Source organism: Haloprofundus sp. MHR1 (genome assembly GCF_005155585.1).
GTDB lineage: Archaea > Halobacteriota > Halobacteria > Halobacteriales > Haloferacaceae > Haloprofundus > Haloprofundus halophilus.
Map to the genome: position 1 here is coordinate 2,032,312 of NZ_CP039833.1, position 14,983 is coordinate 2,047,294.

Annotated in this window: 14 protein-coding genes; 8 read left to right on the forward strand and 6 right to left on the reverse strand. The window is 64.8% G+C overall.

What is annotated here, in order from left to right; all coding sequences use genetic code 11:
* Positions 1–26: 26 nt before the first annotated feature.
* From FCF25_RS10280 to FCF25_RS10290, 3 genes are all read left to right on the forward strand, one after another.
* Positions 27–740 (forward strand): phosphoribosyltransferase, encoded by a 714-nt coding sequence (locus tag FCF25_RS10280; RefSeq protein ID WP_117592379.1) that lies wholly within the window; start codon positions 27–29, stop codon positions 738–740.
* Positions 741–816: 76 nt separating this feature from the next.
* Positions 817–1,116 (forward strand): hypothetical protein, encoded by a 300-nt coding sequence (locus FCF25_RS10285; protein ID WP_137048604.1) that lies wholly within the window; start codon positions 817–819, stop codon positions 1,114–1,116.
* Positions 1,117–1,176: 60 nt separating this feature from the next.
* Positions 1,177–2,133, forward strand: a complete 957-nt coding sequence (locus FCF25_RS10290; protein WP_137048606.1) for an AEC family transporter — start codon at positions 1,177–1,179, stop codon at positions 2,131–2,133.
* 84 nt (positions 2,134–2,217) lie between these two features.
* Here the strand turns inward: FCF25_RS10290 and FCF25_RS10295 are convergent, their stop codons facing one another.
* Positions 2,218–2,772, reverse strand: coding sequence for a DoxX family protein (locus tag FCF25_RS10295; RefSeq protein ID WP_137048608.1), 555 nt, complete (start codon positions 2,770–2,772; stop codon positions 2,218–2,220).
* Between the two features lie 175 nt (positions 2,773–2,947).
* Between FCF25_RS10295 and FCF25_RS10300 the strand changes: the two genes are divergently transcribed.
* The gene (locus tag FCF25_RS10300) at positions 2,948–3,421 is read left to right on the forward strand and encodes an ester cyclase (protein ID WP_137048610.1); all 474 of its coding nucleotides are present in this window, start codon (positions 2,948–2,950) and stop codon (positions 3,419–3,421) included.
* A 44-nt stretch (positions 3,422–3,465) separates the two neighbouring features.
* On the opposite strand, the gene FCF25_RS10305 is transcribed toward FCF25_RS10300, so the two are convergent.
* Positions 3,466–4,284, reverse strand: coding sequence for a TrmB family transcriptional regulator (locus tag FCF25_RS10305; RefSeq protein WP_117594126.1), 819 nt, complete (start codon positions 4,282–4,284; stop codon positions 3,466–3,468).
* A gap of 566 nt (positions 4,285–4,850) precedes the next feature.
* Between FCF25_RS10305 and FCF25_RS10310 the strand changes: the two genes are divergently transcribed.
* Positions 4,851–5,174: a hypothetical protein gene (locus tag FCF25_RS10310; RefSeq protein WP_117592368.1), complete on the forward strand. Its 324-nt coding sequence runs from the start codon at positions 4,851–4,853 to the stop codon at positions 5,172–5,174.
* A gap of 54 nt (positions 5,175–5,228) precedes the next feature.
* Here FCF25_RS10310 and FCF25_RS10315 read toward each other — a convergent pair whose 3' ends face one another.
* On the reverse strand, positions 5,229–6,623 hold the full coding sequence (locus FCF25_RS10315; RefSeq protein ID WP_137048611.1) for an MATE family efflux transporter: 1,395 nt from the start codon (positions 6,621–6,623) through the stop codon (positions 5,229–5,231).
* A gap of 571 nt (positions 6,624–7,194) precedes the next feature.
* Here FCF25_RS10315 and FCF25_RS10320 point away from each other — a divergent pair.
* The 3 genes from FCF25_RS10320 to FCF25_RS10330 all read left to right on the forward strand — a co-directional run bounded on the left by FCF25_RS10320 (position 7,195) and on the right by FCF25_RS10330 (position 9,867).
* Positions 7,195–8,214 (forward strand): GNAT family N-acetyltransferase, encoded by a 1,020-nt coding sequence (locus FCF25_RS10320; RefSeq protein WP_137048613.1) that lies wholly within the window; start codon positions 7,195–7,197, stop codon positions 8,212–8,214.
* Positions 8,215–8,437: 223 nt separating this feature from the next.
* On the forward strand, positions 8,438–9,298 hold the full coding sequence (gene mtnP / locus FCF25_RS10325; protein WP_137048615.1) for an S-methyl-5'-thioadenosine phosphorylase: 861 nt from the start codon (positions 8,438–8,440) through the stop codon (positions 9,296–9,298).
* Positions 9,299–9,459: 161 nt separating this feature from the next.
* Positions 9,460–9,867 (forward strand): hypothetical protein, encoded by a 408-nt coding sequence (locus FCF25_RS10330; RefSeq protein WP_117592361.1) that lies wholly within the window; start codon positions 9,460–9,462, stop codon positions 9,865–9,867.
* 57 nt (positions 9,868–9,924) lie between these two features.
* Here FCF25_RS10330 and FCF25_RS10335 read toward each other — a convergent pair whose 3' ends face one another.
* The 3 genes from FCF25_RS10335 to FCF25_RS10345 are packed head-to-tail and all read right to left on the reverse strand — an operon-like array spanning position 9,925 to position 14,748.
* Positions 9,925–10,773, reverse strand: coding sequence for a ScpA family protein (locus FCF25_RS10335; protein ID WP_117592359.1), 849 nt, complete (start codon positions 10,771–10,773; stop codon positions 9,925–9,927).
* Positions 10,766–14,437, reverse strand: a complete 3,672-nt coding sequence (gene smc / locus FCF25_RS10340) for a chromosome segregation protein SMC (RefSeq protein ID WP_137048617.1) — start codon at positions 14,435–14,437, stop codon at positions 10,766–10,768. Before smc ends, FCF25_RS10335 begins: the two co-directional genes overlap by 8 nt.
* Before the next feature lie 32 nt (positions 14,438–14,469).
* Positions 14,470–14,748, reverse strand: a complete 279-nt coding sequence (locus FCF25_RS10345) for a chromosome segregation protein SMC (protein WP_117592356.1) — start codon at positions 14,746–14,748, stop codon at positions 14,470–14,472.
* Positions 14,749–14,983 lie beyond the last annotated feature (235 nt).

Here is a 14,983-nt window from a genome sequence, read left to right on the forward strand (position 1 = left end):
CGGCCGTGGCAGAGTCACAGTCGGAAATGAGCGACCTCCCCGACGAGTTCAAGTGCACTATCACCAACTGGGAGTATATCTACGGACTCTGCCGCGACGTGAGCGACGACGTGAAACAGTCGTCGTTCGAACCGGACGTGGTCGTCGCGCTCGCCCGCGGCGGGTGGTTCGCGGGTCGGTGTCTGTGCGACTTCCTCGGGCTGGACGACCTGACGAGCCTGAAGATGGAACACTACGTCGGCACCGCCCAGAAGTCGGGCGAACCCGAGGTCCGCTACCCGATGCCGGAGGGCAGCGTCGAGGGGAAGAACGTACTCATCATCGACGACATCGCCGACACCGGCGGCTCCATCAAGCGCGCCGACGAGTACGTCCGCGAGCGCGACGCCGACGAGGTCCGCACGGCGACGCTGCAACTGCTGCAGACCAGCGAGTTCGAACCGGACTACGTCGGCGAGCGCCTCGAACAGTGGGCGTGGATCGTCTACCCCTGGAACTTCATCGAGGACATGGTCGACCTCATCTCGGGCGTGATGGTGAAAGCCGACGAGGAGACGTTCGAACTCGAAGACGTGCGCCACTACCTCGACGAGTTCCACGACGTCGACCCCATCGGGATGGAGATTGCCCAGCCGGACCGCCTCCAGGAAGTGATGGCGGAGATGGAGCGCCGCGAGTTCGTCGAGACCACGGGGTCGGGCGCGTGGCGGCTCATCGACAACGAAGGCGTCGGCGCGTAACTCGGCGAGACGCTGCGAACCGTTCTCACATAGCCGTCGACGCCAACGTTATGTGATTCTACGGATATTTTCGCCTATGGTCCCCCTCCGCCGCACGCTCGTCGATACGACGACACTCGCGGTGTTCGCCGTCTTCGTCGCCCTCCTCGTGCTCAATCGGGTCGGTGCCCTCGTCGAACCGGTGCTCTATGCGACTTTCCCCGCGTACGTCGTCGCGTTCTTCCTCGATACGTTGCTGTTCAACGAGTTCGGCGTCCCGGCCTACACGTTCTTCTTCGCGTTCTGGGCGGTGTTCGCGTACCTCGAAGCGGCGACCGTCGTCGGTGCCGTTCGGTGGGCACGCCGGGCGACCGCTCGCCGCGAATCGGCCGGCTGAGTCGCCGCGCGGGTCGCCGCATCCGAAACGTTTGGTATCGCCGCCCGGGTGGCTTCGAGCGTGTCACTGGTCTCTATCTTCGCCACCGCGATACTGCCGATTCTCGCGCTGGCGGGCATCGGCTTTCTGCTCGGGCGGACCCAAGACGTCGACCCCGGGCCGTTGAACACGGTAACCCTCTACGTACTCGCGCCCGCGCTCGTCTTCCACAGCCTCGCGACGACGACGCTCGGCGGCGGGACGCTCGCCCGGGTCGCGCTGGGCGTCGCCGCCTACACTGTCGCGATGATTCTCGTCTCCGAGGGAATCGGTCGACTGCTCGGCGAACCCGAGCCGATTCTGAGCGCGCTCGTCCTCGTCAGCGCGTTCCCGAACTCCGGCAACTACGGCGTCCCGCTCTCGGAGTTCGCGTTCGGTACGACGGGGCGCAGCACGGCGGTGCTCTACCTCGCAGTGCAGGGCGTGCTCGTCTACACCATCGGCGTCTACATCGCCTCCCGAAGCGGCGGCTCGGCGGGTCTCGACGGGTTCAAACGCGCGCTCCGCGTCCCGCTCGTCTACGCCGTTATCGCCGCCGTCGCCGCGCGGTGGCTCGGCGTCGTCCCGCCCGTCGACGGCGCGGCGATGGAGACGGTCCAACTCGTCGGCGACTCCTCGATTCCGGTGATGCTGCTCATCCTCGGTATCCAGCTGGCTAACACCGACTACGGCTCCGCGCTCTCGCGCGTCGGCGTCGCCAACGCGCTCAAGATGGTCGTCGCCCCCGTCGTCGGTCTCGGCGTCGCGTTCGCGCTCGGCTTCGCCGACCCGACGGTCGCGCGCGTCTTCGTCCTCGAATGCGCGATGCCCGCCGCCATCACGCCGCTCATCCTCGTCATCGAGTTCTCCGACGGCGCGACCGTCGGCGGCCTCTCGGCGGCGGAGTACGTCAGCGCCGTCGTCTTCTCGACGACGCTCGTCAGCATTCCGGTGCTGACGGTTCTCATCGCCGTGTTAGAGTCGGGGATGGTGATTTAAGGTCGCGAGAGGCGTCGCCGACTCCCGCTCCGGTCGGTGTGGTCGTCCGGTCGGTGTGGTCGGTGCGGTCGTCCGGTCGGTGGTTCAGCCCAGCAAGTACCGCGTCCACGGGTACCGTTCGACGAGCGGTCGGCCGCCGACTTCGTACTGTTCGATGTATCTGTCGAGTCCGAGAATCCGACCGGCGCCGAAGGCGGCGACCGAGAGGAACACCAGCATGTAGGCGAAGTCGCCGTTGATGTAGCCGTGGGAGACGTCCCAGTTTCCGAGGTAGAACAGCACCATCATGAACGCGCCCCAGAACGCTGCCAGCCGCGTCAGGCAGCCGACCAAGATGCCGAGGCCGATAGCGATCTGTCCCCACGGGACGGCGACGTTTACGAACTCCATGAACCAGGTCGTCTGCGCCATCGCGGCGAACAGGTCCGCGGCCGGACTGCCGTTGGCGGCCGGCGCGTTCGCCAAGTAGCCGGCGGCGCTGAACTCGCCGCCCAGAAGCTTGCTACTACCGGCCTGGAGGAACGCGACCCCCATCATCAGCCGGAGCGCGAGGATAAACCAGACACTCAGCGTGTGGAGCTTTCCTTCCGCAGTAAACCCCGCGACCGTACTTCGGAGTTCGACTTCTTGGGTAGACATACCAGTCAATGCCGCTGACTTGTAATAAAACCAGTATCTGCGAGTTAGGGTTCTAACTACTTACGGCGAGTAAATTACCGTTTTGGTGCGGCAGCTTGCCGAAACTCCCGCGCTCGCGCCGTCCGTAACGAGTCTCTATCTCCTTGCGAGTCGTAAACGATTGTTGGTGATAGATATGGCAACCACCGAACCGCAAACCCAGATGGAGAGACAGTTCCGCCGCGTCGCCGACGAAGCGTGGAGCAAAGGTGACTACGGCGTCCTCGACGAGGCGCTCGCCGACGACTACGTCTCGACGCACTACCAGCTCGAACGGTCGTTCCACGGCGTTGACGAGTACCGAACCCTCATCGAGACGTACCGCGAGGCGATGCCGGACCTCACCGTCCACGTCGACGACCTCATCGTCGCCGACGACTGCGTCGTCTGCCGATACCGGGTCACCGGTACGCACGAGGGGACGCTCCGCGTCCGCGGGATGGACGTTCCGCCGACCGGGAAGAGCGTCGAGACGCCGGGAATCACCATCGTCCGGTTCGACGGCGACCGCTGCGCCGAGGAGTTCAACAGTCCGCACGCGCTGGGCATGATGGAACAACTCGGCGTGATTCCCGGCGGTGCAGACGAGATGGGCGAGGCGAGCGCGTAACGTCGCGCGTCGTTCGTCGTTCCTCGTTCGTCGACGCCGGGCGGTTAGTTCCGGCCGGGGTCCTGCGACGGGAGGAGGCCCGAAGCCAGCAGTCGGCGCGTGAGGACGACGAGTCCGTTGTCGAATCCGCGCCCGAAGACGGCGTGTTCGTTCATCGTCCCCGGGTCGAGCGAACTCAGTAGAATGGTGTTTCGGTCCACGAGGAGGATGCGCTCGATGCTGACCTCGTCGTCGGTGTCGGTGGCTTCCGACTCGTGGAGCCACTTGAGTTCGGAGACGAACACGTTGATGTCGCCCACCCGCTGCTGTAGTCGCTCTCGAACGTCCTCGGAGACGGTTCCGACGAGCACCGGCACTCCTCGGTCCGTCGCATCGTCCAGACTCTCGACGAGCGCGTCGGTCAGCATCCCCTCGGACCCGACGATCAGCACGACCTCCTCGCTCGCGTTTTCGATGAGGTTGTTCGCTCGGGCCGCGATGGTGCTCGTCCCGGACAGCCCCCAGACCTCCTGGGAGGTCGAGTCGTCCTCGTCCAGTTCGACCGGCTCGATGTCCTCCAACATCGCCGAGAGCTGGTCGACGCGGTTCTCGTACTGTCGGCGCAGCGTCTGCGTCGCCTCTCCGAGCGAGACGGCCCGGAACTGCTGCGGGCTGGTGTGTTGAATCTCGACCAACCCTTTGGCCTCCAGAACCCGAATCGCGTCGTACACCCTCGTCCGGGGCGTATCCGCGATGTCGCTTATCTGCTTTGCCGTCCCTTTCGGTAGCCGAGAGAGCGCCACGAAACACTTCGCCTCGTACTCTTTCAACCCGAGTTGTTGGAGCAACCCAACCGCTTGCTGTTGTGAATTTTCTGAACTCATGGTCCCCACCATCGCCTCCGAGTGGATTCGAAGACGGTCGTTCTCTCTTTTTCAGCCAGCCGCAAAGGCGTTTGTATTACGCGAGGCCATACTTCCCGTTCGTGTGCGTGACCGTTTCCTCGACGATTCACTCAGTTAATCACACAAAGCACATATCGGTGGACTGCATAGCCGTAACCGGCACGCATCGAAACGTGGTCCCCACCACCGTCAGATGCGTGTCACTCTCATCCATTCTGTTCAGTCCGCGTTTGCGACCGCCGTCGCCGAGCGAGCGCGAACGTCGATATCTGTCGACCCTCGCTACGAGAGAGTATCTCCTGACGCCGAGACCACGAAATGAACGATTATTGATGTGTGAGGATGTGGGTGACGGAGGGAACCGCGGTGTCGTCGCCGTTACTCAGTGTTTCGACCCCGTAACCGAACTCTGTACGCCTTTTTGTGGAACTGAGTGAACGGTCGGTCTTTTCCCGTCTGACGCTGTCTATCCGGACGTAATTCTGACAGCGGGATATCATATCTTGTTACACACGAATTCAACTAACGGAAACAGGGGAAAAAGAATGGCACAGAAATCGAACACGGAAGCCGTAACGACGAGTAGACTCCTCAGTAGCCAGCGCCGAGTACACGCGCTGTTGGCGCTGCGCGAGGCGGAGGCGGCGATGACGCTCCCGGTGTTGGTGTACGAGACCGCACTTCGGGAGGTCGATTCGCCGAGCGACGTCACCGAGGACCATCTCGAACGAGTCGAAATCACGTTGCGACACGTTCACCTGCCGAAGTTAGCGGAGTTCGAGGTGATTCGGCACGACCCGGACGACGAGCGCGTCTCGCTGACCGACGACGTGGAGACGCTCGAATCGATCATCGAAGCGGTCTTCTGACGATTGTGTGTCGGCTCCGGCGACGGTTTGCCGCGGACTCGTTCCGTACTCCCGTCAGTCGTCGGTCGGCGTCCGGTCGGCGGCGCACTCGCTCTTCGTGGACTCCCCGTCGTCGGTGTCGACGACGGCGCTCTTCCACGTGCCGCGGGTGAACCACGCGACGGCCACGATAGCGCCGCCGATGTCGCCGAGGGCGACGGCGACCCAGATACCCGTCTCGGCCCAGCCTTCGACGAAGACGAGGACGTACGTCGCCGGCAGGCGGACGACCCACAGCGTGATAGCCGACATGGCGAGCGCCGTCTTCGTGTTGCCCGCGCCGCGGAACGTCCCGAGCATCACCTGAAGGACGCCCATGAAGACGAACATCACCGACGCGATGCGGAGGTAGTCGCTCGCGTGGGCGATAGTCTCCGCCGCCCGCGGCCCGCCGGCGCCGAGGAAGACGGCGACGATGGGTTCGGGCGTGACGGCGGCGACGACGGCGAGCGGGAGCAACACGATGGCGACGAGTTTCGTCGCGAGTTTCGCCGCCCGCGCCGCCCGCTCCGGTTTGCCCGCGCCGAGGTTCTGCCCCACGACGGCGTCTATGGCCTGCCCCATCCCCATCGCCGGGAGGAAGATGAGCGAGGTGAGTCGGTTGCCGAGGCCGTAGGCGGCGACGACGGCGGGCGGGAACGTGGCGACCATCGCGGTCATGAGGATCATCGCGAGCGCGCTGGTGGACTGTTCGAGCGCCGTCGGCACGCCGAGCGAGACGATGTCGCGGACGCGGTCGAACTGCAGCGGCAGATGTTCGAGACGAACGTCCGGACCGACGTCGGTGTTGAAGAGGACGTACATCCCGATGGCCGCCGCGACGGCTCTGGCGAGAATCGTCGCGATGGCTGCGCCCTCTATCTCCATCCGGGGGAACACCCACCAGCCGAAGATGAGAAGCGGGTCGAGGACGACGTTGATGGCGACGCTGACGACCATCACGAGCATCGGAACCCGCGTGTTGCCGTAGCCGCGCATCAGCGACGAGAAGATGAAGAAGCCGAAGAGAAACGGCGATCCGAGGAAGAACAGGCGCATGTAGTCACCCGCAAGCGGGACGATGTCGGCGCCCGTCTCGGCGTCCGTCGGTAGCAGCGAGAGCATCGGGTCGGTGACGAAGAAGCCCAAGATGCCGATAGCGACCGCCAGAAGCGTCACGAACGAGATGGTCTGTCCGGCGATGAGGTCCGCGGACCCGTCGCTGTCCGCGCCGGTGTACTGCGCGACCAGAATCGTCCCCGCGGCGGTGAAGCCGCCGCCGATGGAGATGAGAAAGAAGATCATCGGAAACGCGAGGCTCAGCGCGCCGACGGCGTTCGCCGAGAGGAGACCCAACCAGAACGTGTCCGCGACGTTGTACATCACTTGGAGCAGTTGGATGACGACCATTGGCACTGCCAACCGGAGCATCGGCCTGACGAGGTCGCCATCTGTCAGCTCACTTTTATAAGAGGGCGCTGTCACTGTCACGTGAAATACAGCGAACTACTTCAACTCTCCTGATAGTGGCTACCACGAACCAGTCTGAATTGCCGCTTTAACGCCCTAACCCCGACGATTGCGGCGACGCCGTCGGGTATCGCGCTCCGGTTGGTCGACTCAATCTGTCAGACGACACTGGTCCGCAGCGGTGAATACCACGCGCCGCGGGTAATCACGAACTTCTAGAAAGAACTGATGTGGGCACCGGGTGACGACTCCGTATGTCGACATCGGCCGAGCGGCTCTCTGAGACGGCGTGTAGAGAGCGCGACTGGGACGGACGGCCCGAACAGTCGGCTGCGGGGATGCCGCTTCACCGGTTCGGCGTTCGACGCTCGACAGCGCGGAGAGGAAGCCTCCCTTCGGTAGTCGGCACCGCGGTTGCGTCGAGTCGACGCCCGGCCCCGTTCCTTGAGAGCGCGCCGCGACGGCCCTCCCTCGGAGGCGAAGCCACGAACCTGGAAAAGACGTCCACAGCCTCCAGCATCGGTTTTTTCGCATGACTGTGACAATCCGTCGACACGCGAGCACCGACGACGAGTGGGACTATCTGGTCGGACAGTCGCCGATGGCGACGCCGTTTCACCAGTCCGGCGTCCTCCGCGTCATCGCGTCGGAGGCCGACGCGTCGCTCCACCGGTTAGTCGGCTACAAGGGCGAGGAACCGGTCGGACTGTTCCCGTTCTTCGAGAAGCGGAAGGGGCCGTTCGAACTGGTGAAATCCCCGCCGGAGGGGATATCGATACTCCACCTCGGGCCGATTCTCTCGAACTACGGGAAGCTCAAAACGAGGAAGCGAGAGCGTCGCCACCGACGGTTCGTCGAGGGCTGCATCGAGTGGGTCGACGACCGGTTCGACCCCGACCGGTTCCAGATACACACGACCGACCGTTACGACGACTTCCGGCCGTGGGTCTGGAACGGCTTCGACGTCGAGATGGACGCGACGTACATCGTCGATCTCGAACGCGACCTCGACGAGATCAAGAGGTCGTTCTCCCGGTCGGTCCGCCGCGCGATCGGCCAAGCGCGCGACGCCGGGTGCGAAGTACGGGTCGGCGGCGACTCCGAGGCGGCCCGCATCGCCGAGCACATCCGGGCGCGGTTCGAGCAGTCGGACATCACCTACTTCGACACCAGTCCCGAACAGGTCGTCGACTACTACGAGGCGTTCCCCGACGAGCAGGCCCGACCATACGTCTGTCTGAGAGACGGCGAGTACGTCGGCGGGAAGATAGCGATTCAGTTCGGCGACACGACGTGGTGGTGGAAGGGCGGTGCCAGACCGCTCGAGGACGTTCCGGCGAACGAACTGCTCGACTGGCAGATCATCCGCGACGCCAAGGAGGCGGGCGTCTCCCGCTACAACTTACACGGTGCGATAGACCCGCGCTCCGGGCAGCCGAAGTCGAAACTCTCGCCGGAACTCGTGCCGATGTACAAACTGACGAGGGAACGGCCGAGCATCGAACTTGCGACGTGGTTTCAGAGGCGAATCCGCCCCCGTCTCGGACTGTGAGGCGTCCGGTCGAGAGCGGCCTCGGCGACGGTCAGACGTCTCGGCAACGGTCGGATGTCTCGGCGACGGTCAGACGTCTCGGTGACGGTCGGGCGTCTCGGCGACGGTCGTCGAGACGGTCGGACGTTTCGACCTGCCGTACCGCCCGAGTGCGACTCGGGCGTAACGGTACCGAAGACGACAGAACCAGTGTTCTTAGGTGGGCACGGTGGCCAGTAGGACCATGACGATCGGCTTCATCGGTGGAAGCGGAATCTACGAGGCACTGCCGCTGTCGAACACCCGAGAAGAGGAGATCGAGACGCCGTACGGCGAGCCGAGCGCACCGGTCACCGTCGGCGAGTTCGGCGACACGGGCCGCGAAGTCGCGTTCCTGCCGCGACACGGCCCGAAACACGGCAGGTCGCCGACGAACCTGCCGTACCGCGCGAACATCTACGCGTTCAAGAAACTGGGCGTCGAGTACATCTTCGCCTCCAACGCCGTCGGCAGCCTGAAAGAGGAGCTCCCGCCCGGAACGCTCGTCGTGCCGGGACAGATTTTCGACCGCACCAAACACCGTACCTCGACGTTCTTCGGCGACGGCATCGTCGTCCACCAGCCCATCACCGAACCGTACAGCCCCGAACTCGTCTCTCACCTCGCCGACGCCGCGGAGTCCGTCACGGACGCCGAGGTTCAGGAGGGCGGCACCTACGTCTGCATCGAGGGACCGCAGTACTCGACGCGCGCCGAGAGCGAGTTCTACCGCGGACAGGGCTGGGACGTCGTCGGCATGACGGCGGTGCCGGAGGCGAAACTCGCCCGCGAGGCCGAGATCGCCTACGCCACCGTCGCCGGCGTCACCGACTACGACGTCTGGAAACAGGACCACGAGGTGACGCTCGAAGAGGTCCTCGAGAACGCCGAAAAGAACCAGGAGGCCATCAAGCGGACCGTCGAGGAGGCCATCCGTACGCTCCCCGAGGAGTTCGAGTGCGGCGCACACGACGCGCTCGAAGGCACCATCAACACGCCCGCCGATGCCATCCCCCGAGAGACGCGCGAGCGTGTCGACCTCCTCGTCGGCGACTACCTCGACTGAACAGCGACTGTCCGAGCATCCGTTTCTCCGGACGGCCGAACCGAGCGGGCGGCGCCCTCCCGGTTCGGGCACCGCTTCCGAATTCGATACACCGAATTTTAGATTTCCTGATAATGTGGTGGCCTTAACATTTACTACGAAGACGTTGTACTGTGGGTAGGATGTCTGACGATGAGTTCAAAGAAACTGGGTCCAGGGACAACGCCGCCGACGTGGGGAACCAACTGCTACGGCGCGAGGAGGTTACTTCGGAGCTCGACACCGTCTTCGAGCTCTTGAGCGTCGCTCGCCTTCGGTACGTCCTCTATCACCTCTACGGGATGGACAACGACGTAACCGGAGTAGAAGACGTCGTCGACGCCGTGTGCGAGTGCGAGGCAGCGGGAACGGAGACGGACGAAACTCCCTCCCGAAACGAGGTTCGGATCGACGTCCACCACTCGAAGCTGCCACGTCTCGATGCGGCCGGAGTCGTCGACTACGACGTCCGACAGGGCGAGATCAGGTGCTACCACTCGTCGTCGCTCGAGGAGTGGCTCGAACACGCCCGGCAGATGGAACTCGACTAAACGGCTCGGGCGGATATCTCGCCGCGTCGCCGGCGTCGCGGAGCGCCGCTACAGAGCTCAGTCCGCGACCGCCGGCGTCTTCTTCGGTTCCTCGTCTCTCGCCTGCACCCAGAGGTCGCCGAAGAGGTCGTCCTGTTCGAGCGTGACGACGCTTCGGTGCGCCAGAAACAGCAGCGCGAGGTACGTCTCGACGGGCCGCCCGCCGACGCCCTGCAGTTCGGCGAACAGCACTTCGTCGCGCCCGTTCTCGTACTGTTCGCGGAGGTGCGCTTCGACCGCCTCGATGGTGTCCTCCATGTGCTCGTCGTGCGTCGTCCCGGTCACGTCGGCCTCGCCGGGCTCGCCGTCTCGCCGCAGGTCGTCGGCGGCGTGGTAGTCGAGCGTCTGCGTGCCGCGGCTGAACCCGCGCGGCGAGGCGGTGGTGTCGTACTCCCGCGAGCGCTTCCACCACGACCCGCGCTCGGCCTCGCGGAGTTCGTGGACGAGTTCGTCGAGCGTCTCCGGCGACCCCCGGGCGCTCCGGCGCTCGAGGCGGCGGTCCATCTCGTCTTCGAGCGCGTCGATGGGGTCGAAACCCGGCGCCGCGTCGTCGCCGCCCTCCATCGCCATCTCCCACGGTTCGGGTTCCGGTTCGTCGGGTTCCTCGGGCGCGAGCAGTTCGTCGCTCTTCATCCGCAGCAGGACGCTCGCGTAGAACAGCGCGCGGCCGGACGTACGGAGGTCGGTCGCGTCGAGGCGCTCGAGGAACGCGTCGGTGACCGCGACGATGTCGATGTCCCACGGCTCTATCTCGCCCTCCTCGGCGAGTTGGACGAGCAGTTCGACCGGTTCGACCTCGTCTTCGTCGGAGTCGATAGCGTCGACGTCGACGGCGGGTCCGTCCCCGTTCCCCGCGAACTCAGTCATCGGCGCTCACCTCCGCGGCGAGTCCCTCGTCGGCGTCTCCGTCGCCGTCGTCCCCATCGCCGCCGTCGGAGTCGTCTCCGTCGCCGCCGGTCTCGTCTCCCTCCGCCTCCTCGTCGGCGTCGAACCGAATCCCGGTGACGGCGCTGACGTTGTCGCCCTGCATCGTCACGCCGATGGCGCGCTCGGAGCGTTCGAGCAGCGCCGAGCGGTGCGAGACGACGACGAACTGCGCGTCGCCCGCGAGGTCGTCGACCATCTGACCGACTCGTTCCGCGTTGGCCGCGTCGAGGAAGGCGTCCACCTCGTCGAGCGCGTAGAACGGCGCGGGGTTGTGCCGCTGGATGGCGAAGATGAAGGCCAGCGCAGTCAGCGACTTCTCCCCGCCGGACATCGCGTCGAGCCGCTGAATCGGTTTGTCGGCGGGCTGGGCCTTCATCGTCAGGCCGCCCTCGAACGGGTCCTCGGGGTCTTCGAGGTGGAGTTCGCCCGACCCCGCCGAGAGGCGCTCGAAGATGCGCTGGAACTGCGAGTCGATGGCCTCGTACGCCTCCATGAACGTCCGCTTCTTCTGCGTCTCGAACTGTTCGATGCGCGCTTGGATGCCGTCCCGTTCCTCGACGAGCACGTCGCGGCGCTCCTGGAGGTCCGAGAGGTCCTCGTTCACCGAGTCGTACTCGTCGATGGCGAGCATGTTGACCGGTTCGAGCGCCTCCATCTCGCCTTCGAGCCGTTCGACGTTCTCCTCGACCGTCTCGTGGTCGGGAATCTCCTCGGGATCGTACTCTCCGACCTCGGCTTCGAGCTCGTCTATCTCCCACGAGAGGCGCTCTTTGGCGCTCTCGAGGGATTCGAGCCGCGACTCGGCCCGCGAGACGGTCTCCTTCTGCTCGTCGCGCTCGTTCTTCGCCTCCCGTCGCTCGTCGCGGAGCTCGCTCCGTTCCGCTTTGAGTTCGACGAGTTCCGCTTCGAGTTCCTCGACCGCCTCGTGTTTCTCGTCCAGTACCGCCTCTTTCTCCTCGATGGCGGCCTCCGCCTCGGCTATCTTCTCCTCGGCGGCGGCTTTCCGGTTCTGGGCGCTCTCGACCGTCTCTTCGAGGTCGGAGACGGCCTCCTCGGCGTACTCCTTCTCCAGTTGGAGTTCGTTGAGTCGGCTGTCCAACCCGTCCATCCGGTCTTCGAGGCCGTCGATGTCCGCGCGGACGTCGTCGGCGCGGCTCGTCAGCTCCGGAATCTTCGAGTCGGCGAGCTCGGCCTCCAGCTCCTGGATTTCGCCCTCGACGTCGGCGATTTCGGCGTCGAGGTCGCTGATTTCGGCGTCGAGCGAACTCATCTCCTCGTCGACGGAGTCGCGTTCGTCCTCCAGCTCCTCGAGCGTCGCCTCCAACTCCGCTATCTTCGACTCCGCGTCGTCGAGGTCGCCCTCGACTCGCTCGACGTCGCCCTCGATGGCGCGCACCTTGTCGGCAGCGTTCGACTGTCGCTCGCGGGCGTCGTCGAGTTTGCTCTCCAGTTCTCGAATCTCGTCGTTGAGCGACCGCCGCCGGTCTTCGAGCTTCGATATCTCCTTGGCGATGCGTTCGAGGCGACCCTCCCCGGATTTGGAAAAGGAGTAGCGCGACCCGCCGCGGCTACCGCCGGTCATCGCGCCGCTCTTCTCGACGAGGTCGCCGTCGAGCGTCACCATGCGGTAGTCGCCCATGAACTGCCGGGCGGTCTGCATGTCCTCGACGACGAGCGTCGACCCGAGCACGTACGAGAAGACGCTGTCGTACCGACCGTCGAACTCCACGAGGTTGTACGCGAAGTCGACGACGCCGGGGTCCTTCGGCTTCCGCGGCAGGCGACGGTTCTGCATCTTCGTGATGGGCAGGAACGTCGCCCGACCGGCGTTTCTGGATTTGAGGTAGTCGATACACGAGGAGCCGACGCCGTCGTCGTCGACGACGACGTTCGCCAGTCGCCCGCCGGCGGCCGTCTCGCAGGCGACGGCGTACTCGCCATCGACGGAGCCGAGCTGGCCGACCGCGCCGTGGACGCCGTCGATGCCGGCGTTCAACACGGTCGTCACGGAGCGCGGGAAGGAGTTGTCGCCGTTCTGCCCGGCGCGCGCTTCGAGTTCGGCGTACTCGGACTGCTTCGAGCGGATGTCGTCTTCGACGTCGCTCAGGTCGTCCTGCAGCGCCTGCTTCTTCTCGCGGAACTCCGAGACGATCTCCCGGGATTTCGACTCGTTCTTCTCGGCTTTGTCGAGTTCGCTGTGCAGTTCCGACAGCTTCGCTTTGAGCTCCGGAATCGACTCGTGCGCCGCTTCGAGGTCGTCGCGCGCCTCGCTGACGCGGTTCGAGCGCCGCCGCGCCTCGTCGAGCAGGCGGTCCTTCTCGCGCTGCTTCTCGTTCTTCTCGGATTTGAGTTCCTCGACGCGCTCGCGGCGCTCCGCGAGGTCGGATTTGAGTTCGTCGAACTCGGTGTCGACGTTCGCTATCTCCTCCTCTATCTCGGCGAGCGTCGTCCGCTTATCGACGATGTCGCTCTTTATCGAGGCCTTCTCGACCTTGACCTGCCGCATCTGCGTCGCGACGTCGTCTACCTTCTCCTGCTTGTGGTCGATCTCGACGAACGCCTGCCGGCGCTCGTTCTCGGCCGTCTCCTTGCGCTCCTCGGCGTTCTCTATCTGGCCTTCGAGGCGGCTGATGTCGCCTTTGACCGACTCTATCTCGCGCTTGATGCGGAGCTGTTCGTCCTCGCCCTTGCGTTCGACCTCGCGATTGAGTTCCTCTAACTCGTCTTCGAGCCGCGAGAGTCGACCCTGTCGGGTGTCGAGCTCGTCGCGGAGCTCCGCGAGCGTCTCTTCTTTCGAGTCGATTTTGCCCGTGGTCCGTTCGAGGTCGGCGCGCTTGTCCTCGAGTTCGGCGGCTTTCAGGTAGCCCTCGAACTCCTGTTTCTCCTCGCGGAGCCCCTTGTACTGGAGCGCCGTCTCGCGTTCGTCGGCGAGTTGGTCGAGGCGTTCCTCCTTCTCCTCGATGCGGAGGTCGGCCTCGCCGATTCGGTCCTCGACGGTTTCGAGCTCCTCGAAGGCGGCGTCCTTCTTCGCGTCGAACTCGGCGACGCCCGCGATCTCGTCGAGAATCTCGCGCCGCTGGAACGCGGTCATGTTGATTATCTCGGTCACGTCGCCCTGCATGACGACGTTGTACCCTTCGGGGGCGACGCCCGCCTGCGAGAGCAGGTCCTGGATGTCCGAGAGGTTCACCGACCGGCCGTTCAGGTAGTAGTACGAGTAGTAGTTGTCCTCGGTCTGCTTCACCCGGCGGCGGATGGTGATCTCGTCGACGTCGCCGACGCTGTCGGTGCCGGCGGCGGTGGTCACTTGCGACCGGTCGAGCGTCCCGTCTTCGTTGTCGAGGACGACTTCGACGCTCGCTTCGCGGGCACCGCCCGAGAACTCCCCGTCTTCGTGACCGGGGTTGTAGATGAGGTCGGTCAGTTTCTCGGCGCGGATGCCGCGCGTTCGGGCGAGGCCGAGCGCGAACAGCACGCCGTCGATGATGTTCGACTTGCCGGAGCCGTTCGGCCCCGTGACGACGGTGAAGTCCTCGTAGAACGGGATTCGGGTCTTGCGCCCGAAACTCTTGAAGTTGTCAAGGACGAGCTCTTTGATGTGCATGTGTTGCTCGTGGAAGGAGTCGGACCGCCGACTCAGGCGACGATGATGTCGCTTTCGTCGGATTCCGACTCGCTTTCTTGAGCCTTCTCCTCGGTGGATTTAGCTTCTTCGGCCTCCGGCTCGGGCGGGGACGCCGACGCCTCGTCGGCCGCCTCCGCGCCGGCGTACGACTGGGCGGTCGGTTCGGCGTCGGTCGCCGCCTCCAGCTGCCGCAGTCGTTCTTTGGTCTCGACGAGTTCTTCGGTGAGGCCGTCGACTGCGGCTCTCAGTTCCGACACTTGGGATTCGAGTTCCTCCACCCGGTTACTCATGGACATACACCGCTGCTCCGTCTTCATAAAAGTACGTCAGACGGAGAGCGGACGATTCGCCGAGAGCGCTCGAATCGGTCGAAATTCCGGGATTCGATTCGGGCGAGGAGTGACTACGTGGCCGGGTCACCCCGCCGGTCGTCGGTGAGTTCGTCGACGACGGACGCGCCGGAGGCACACGCCGCGGGCGCGCCGAGGCGTTACTGTTTAGCCACCGGCCGTCATAGCCCGCGTA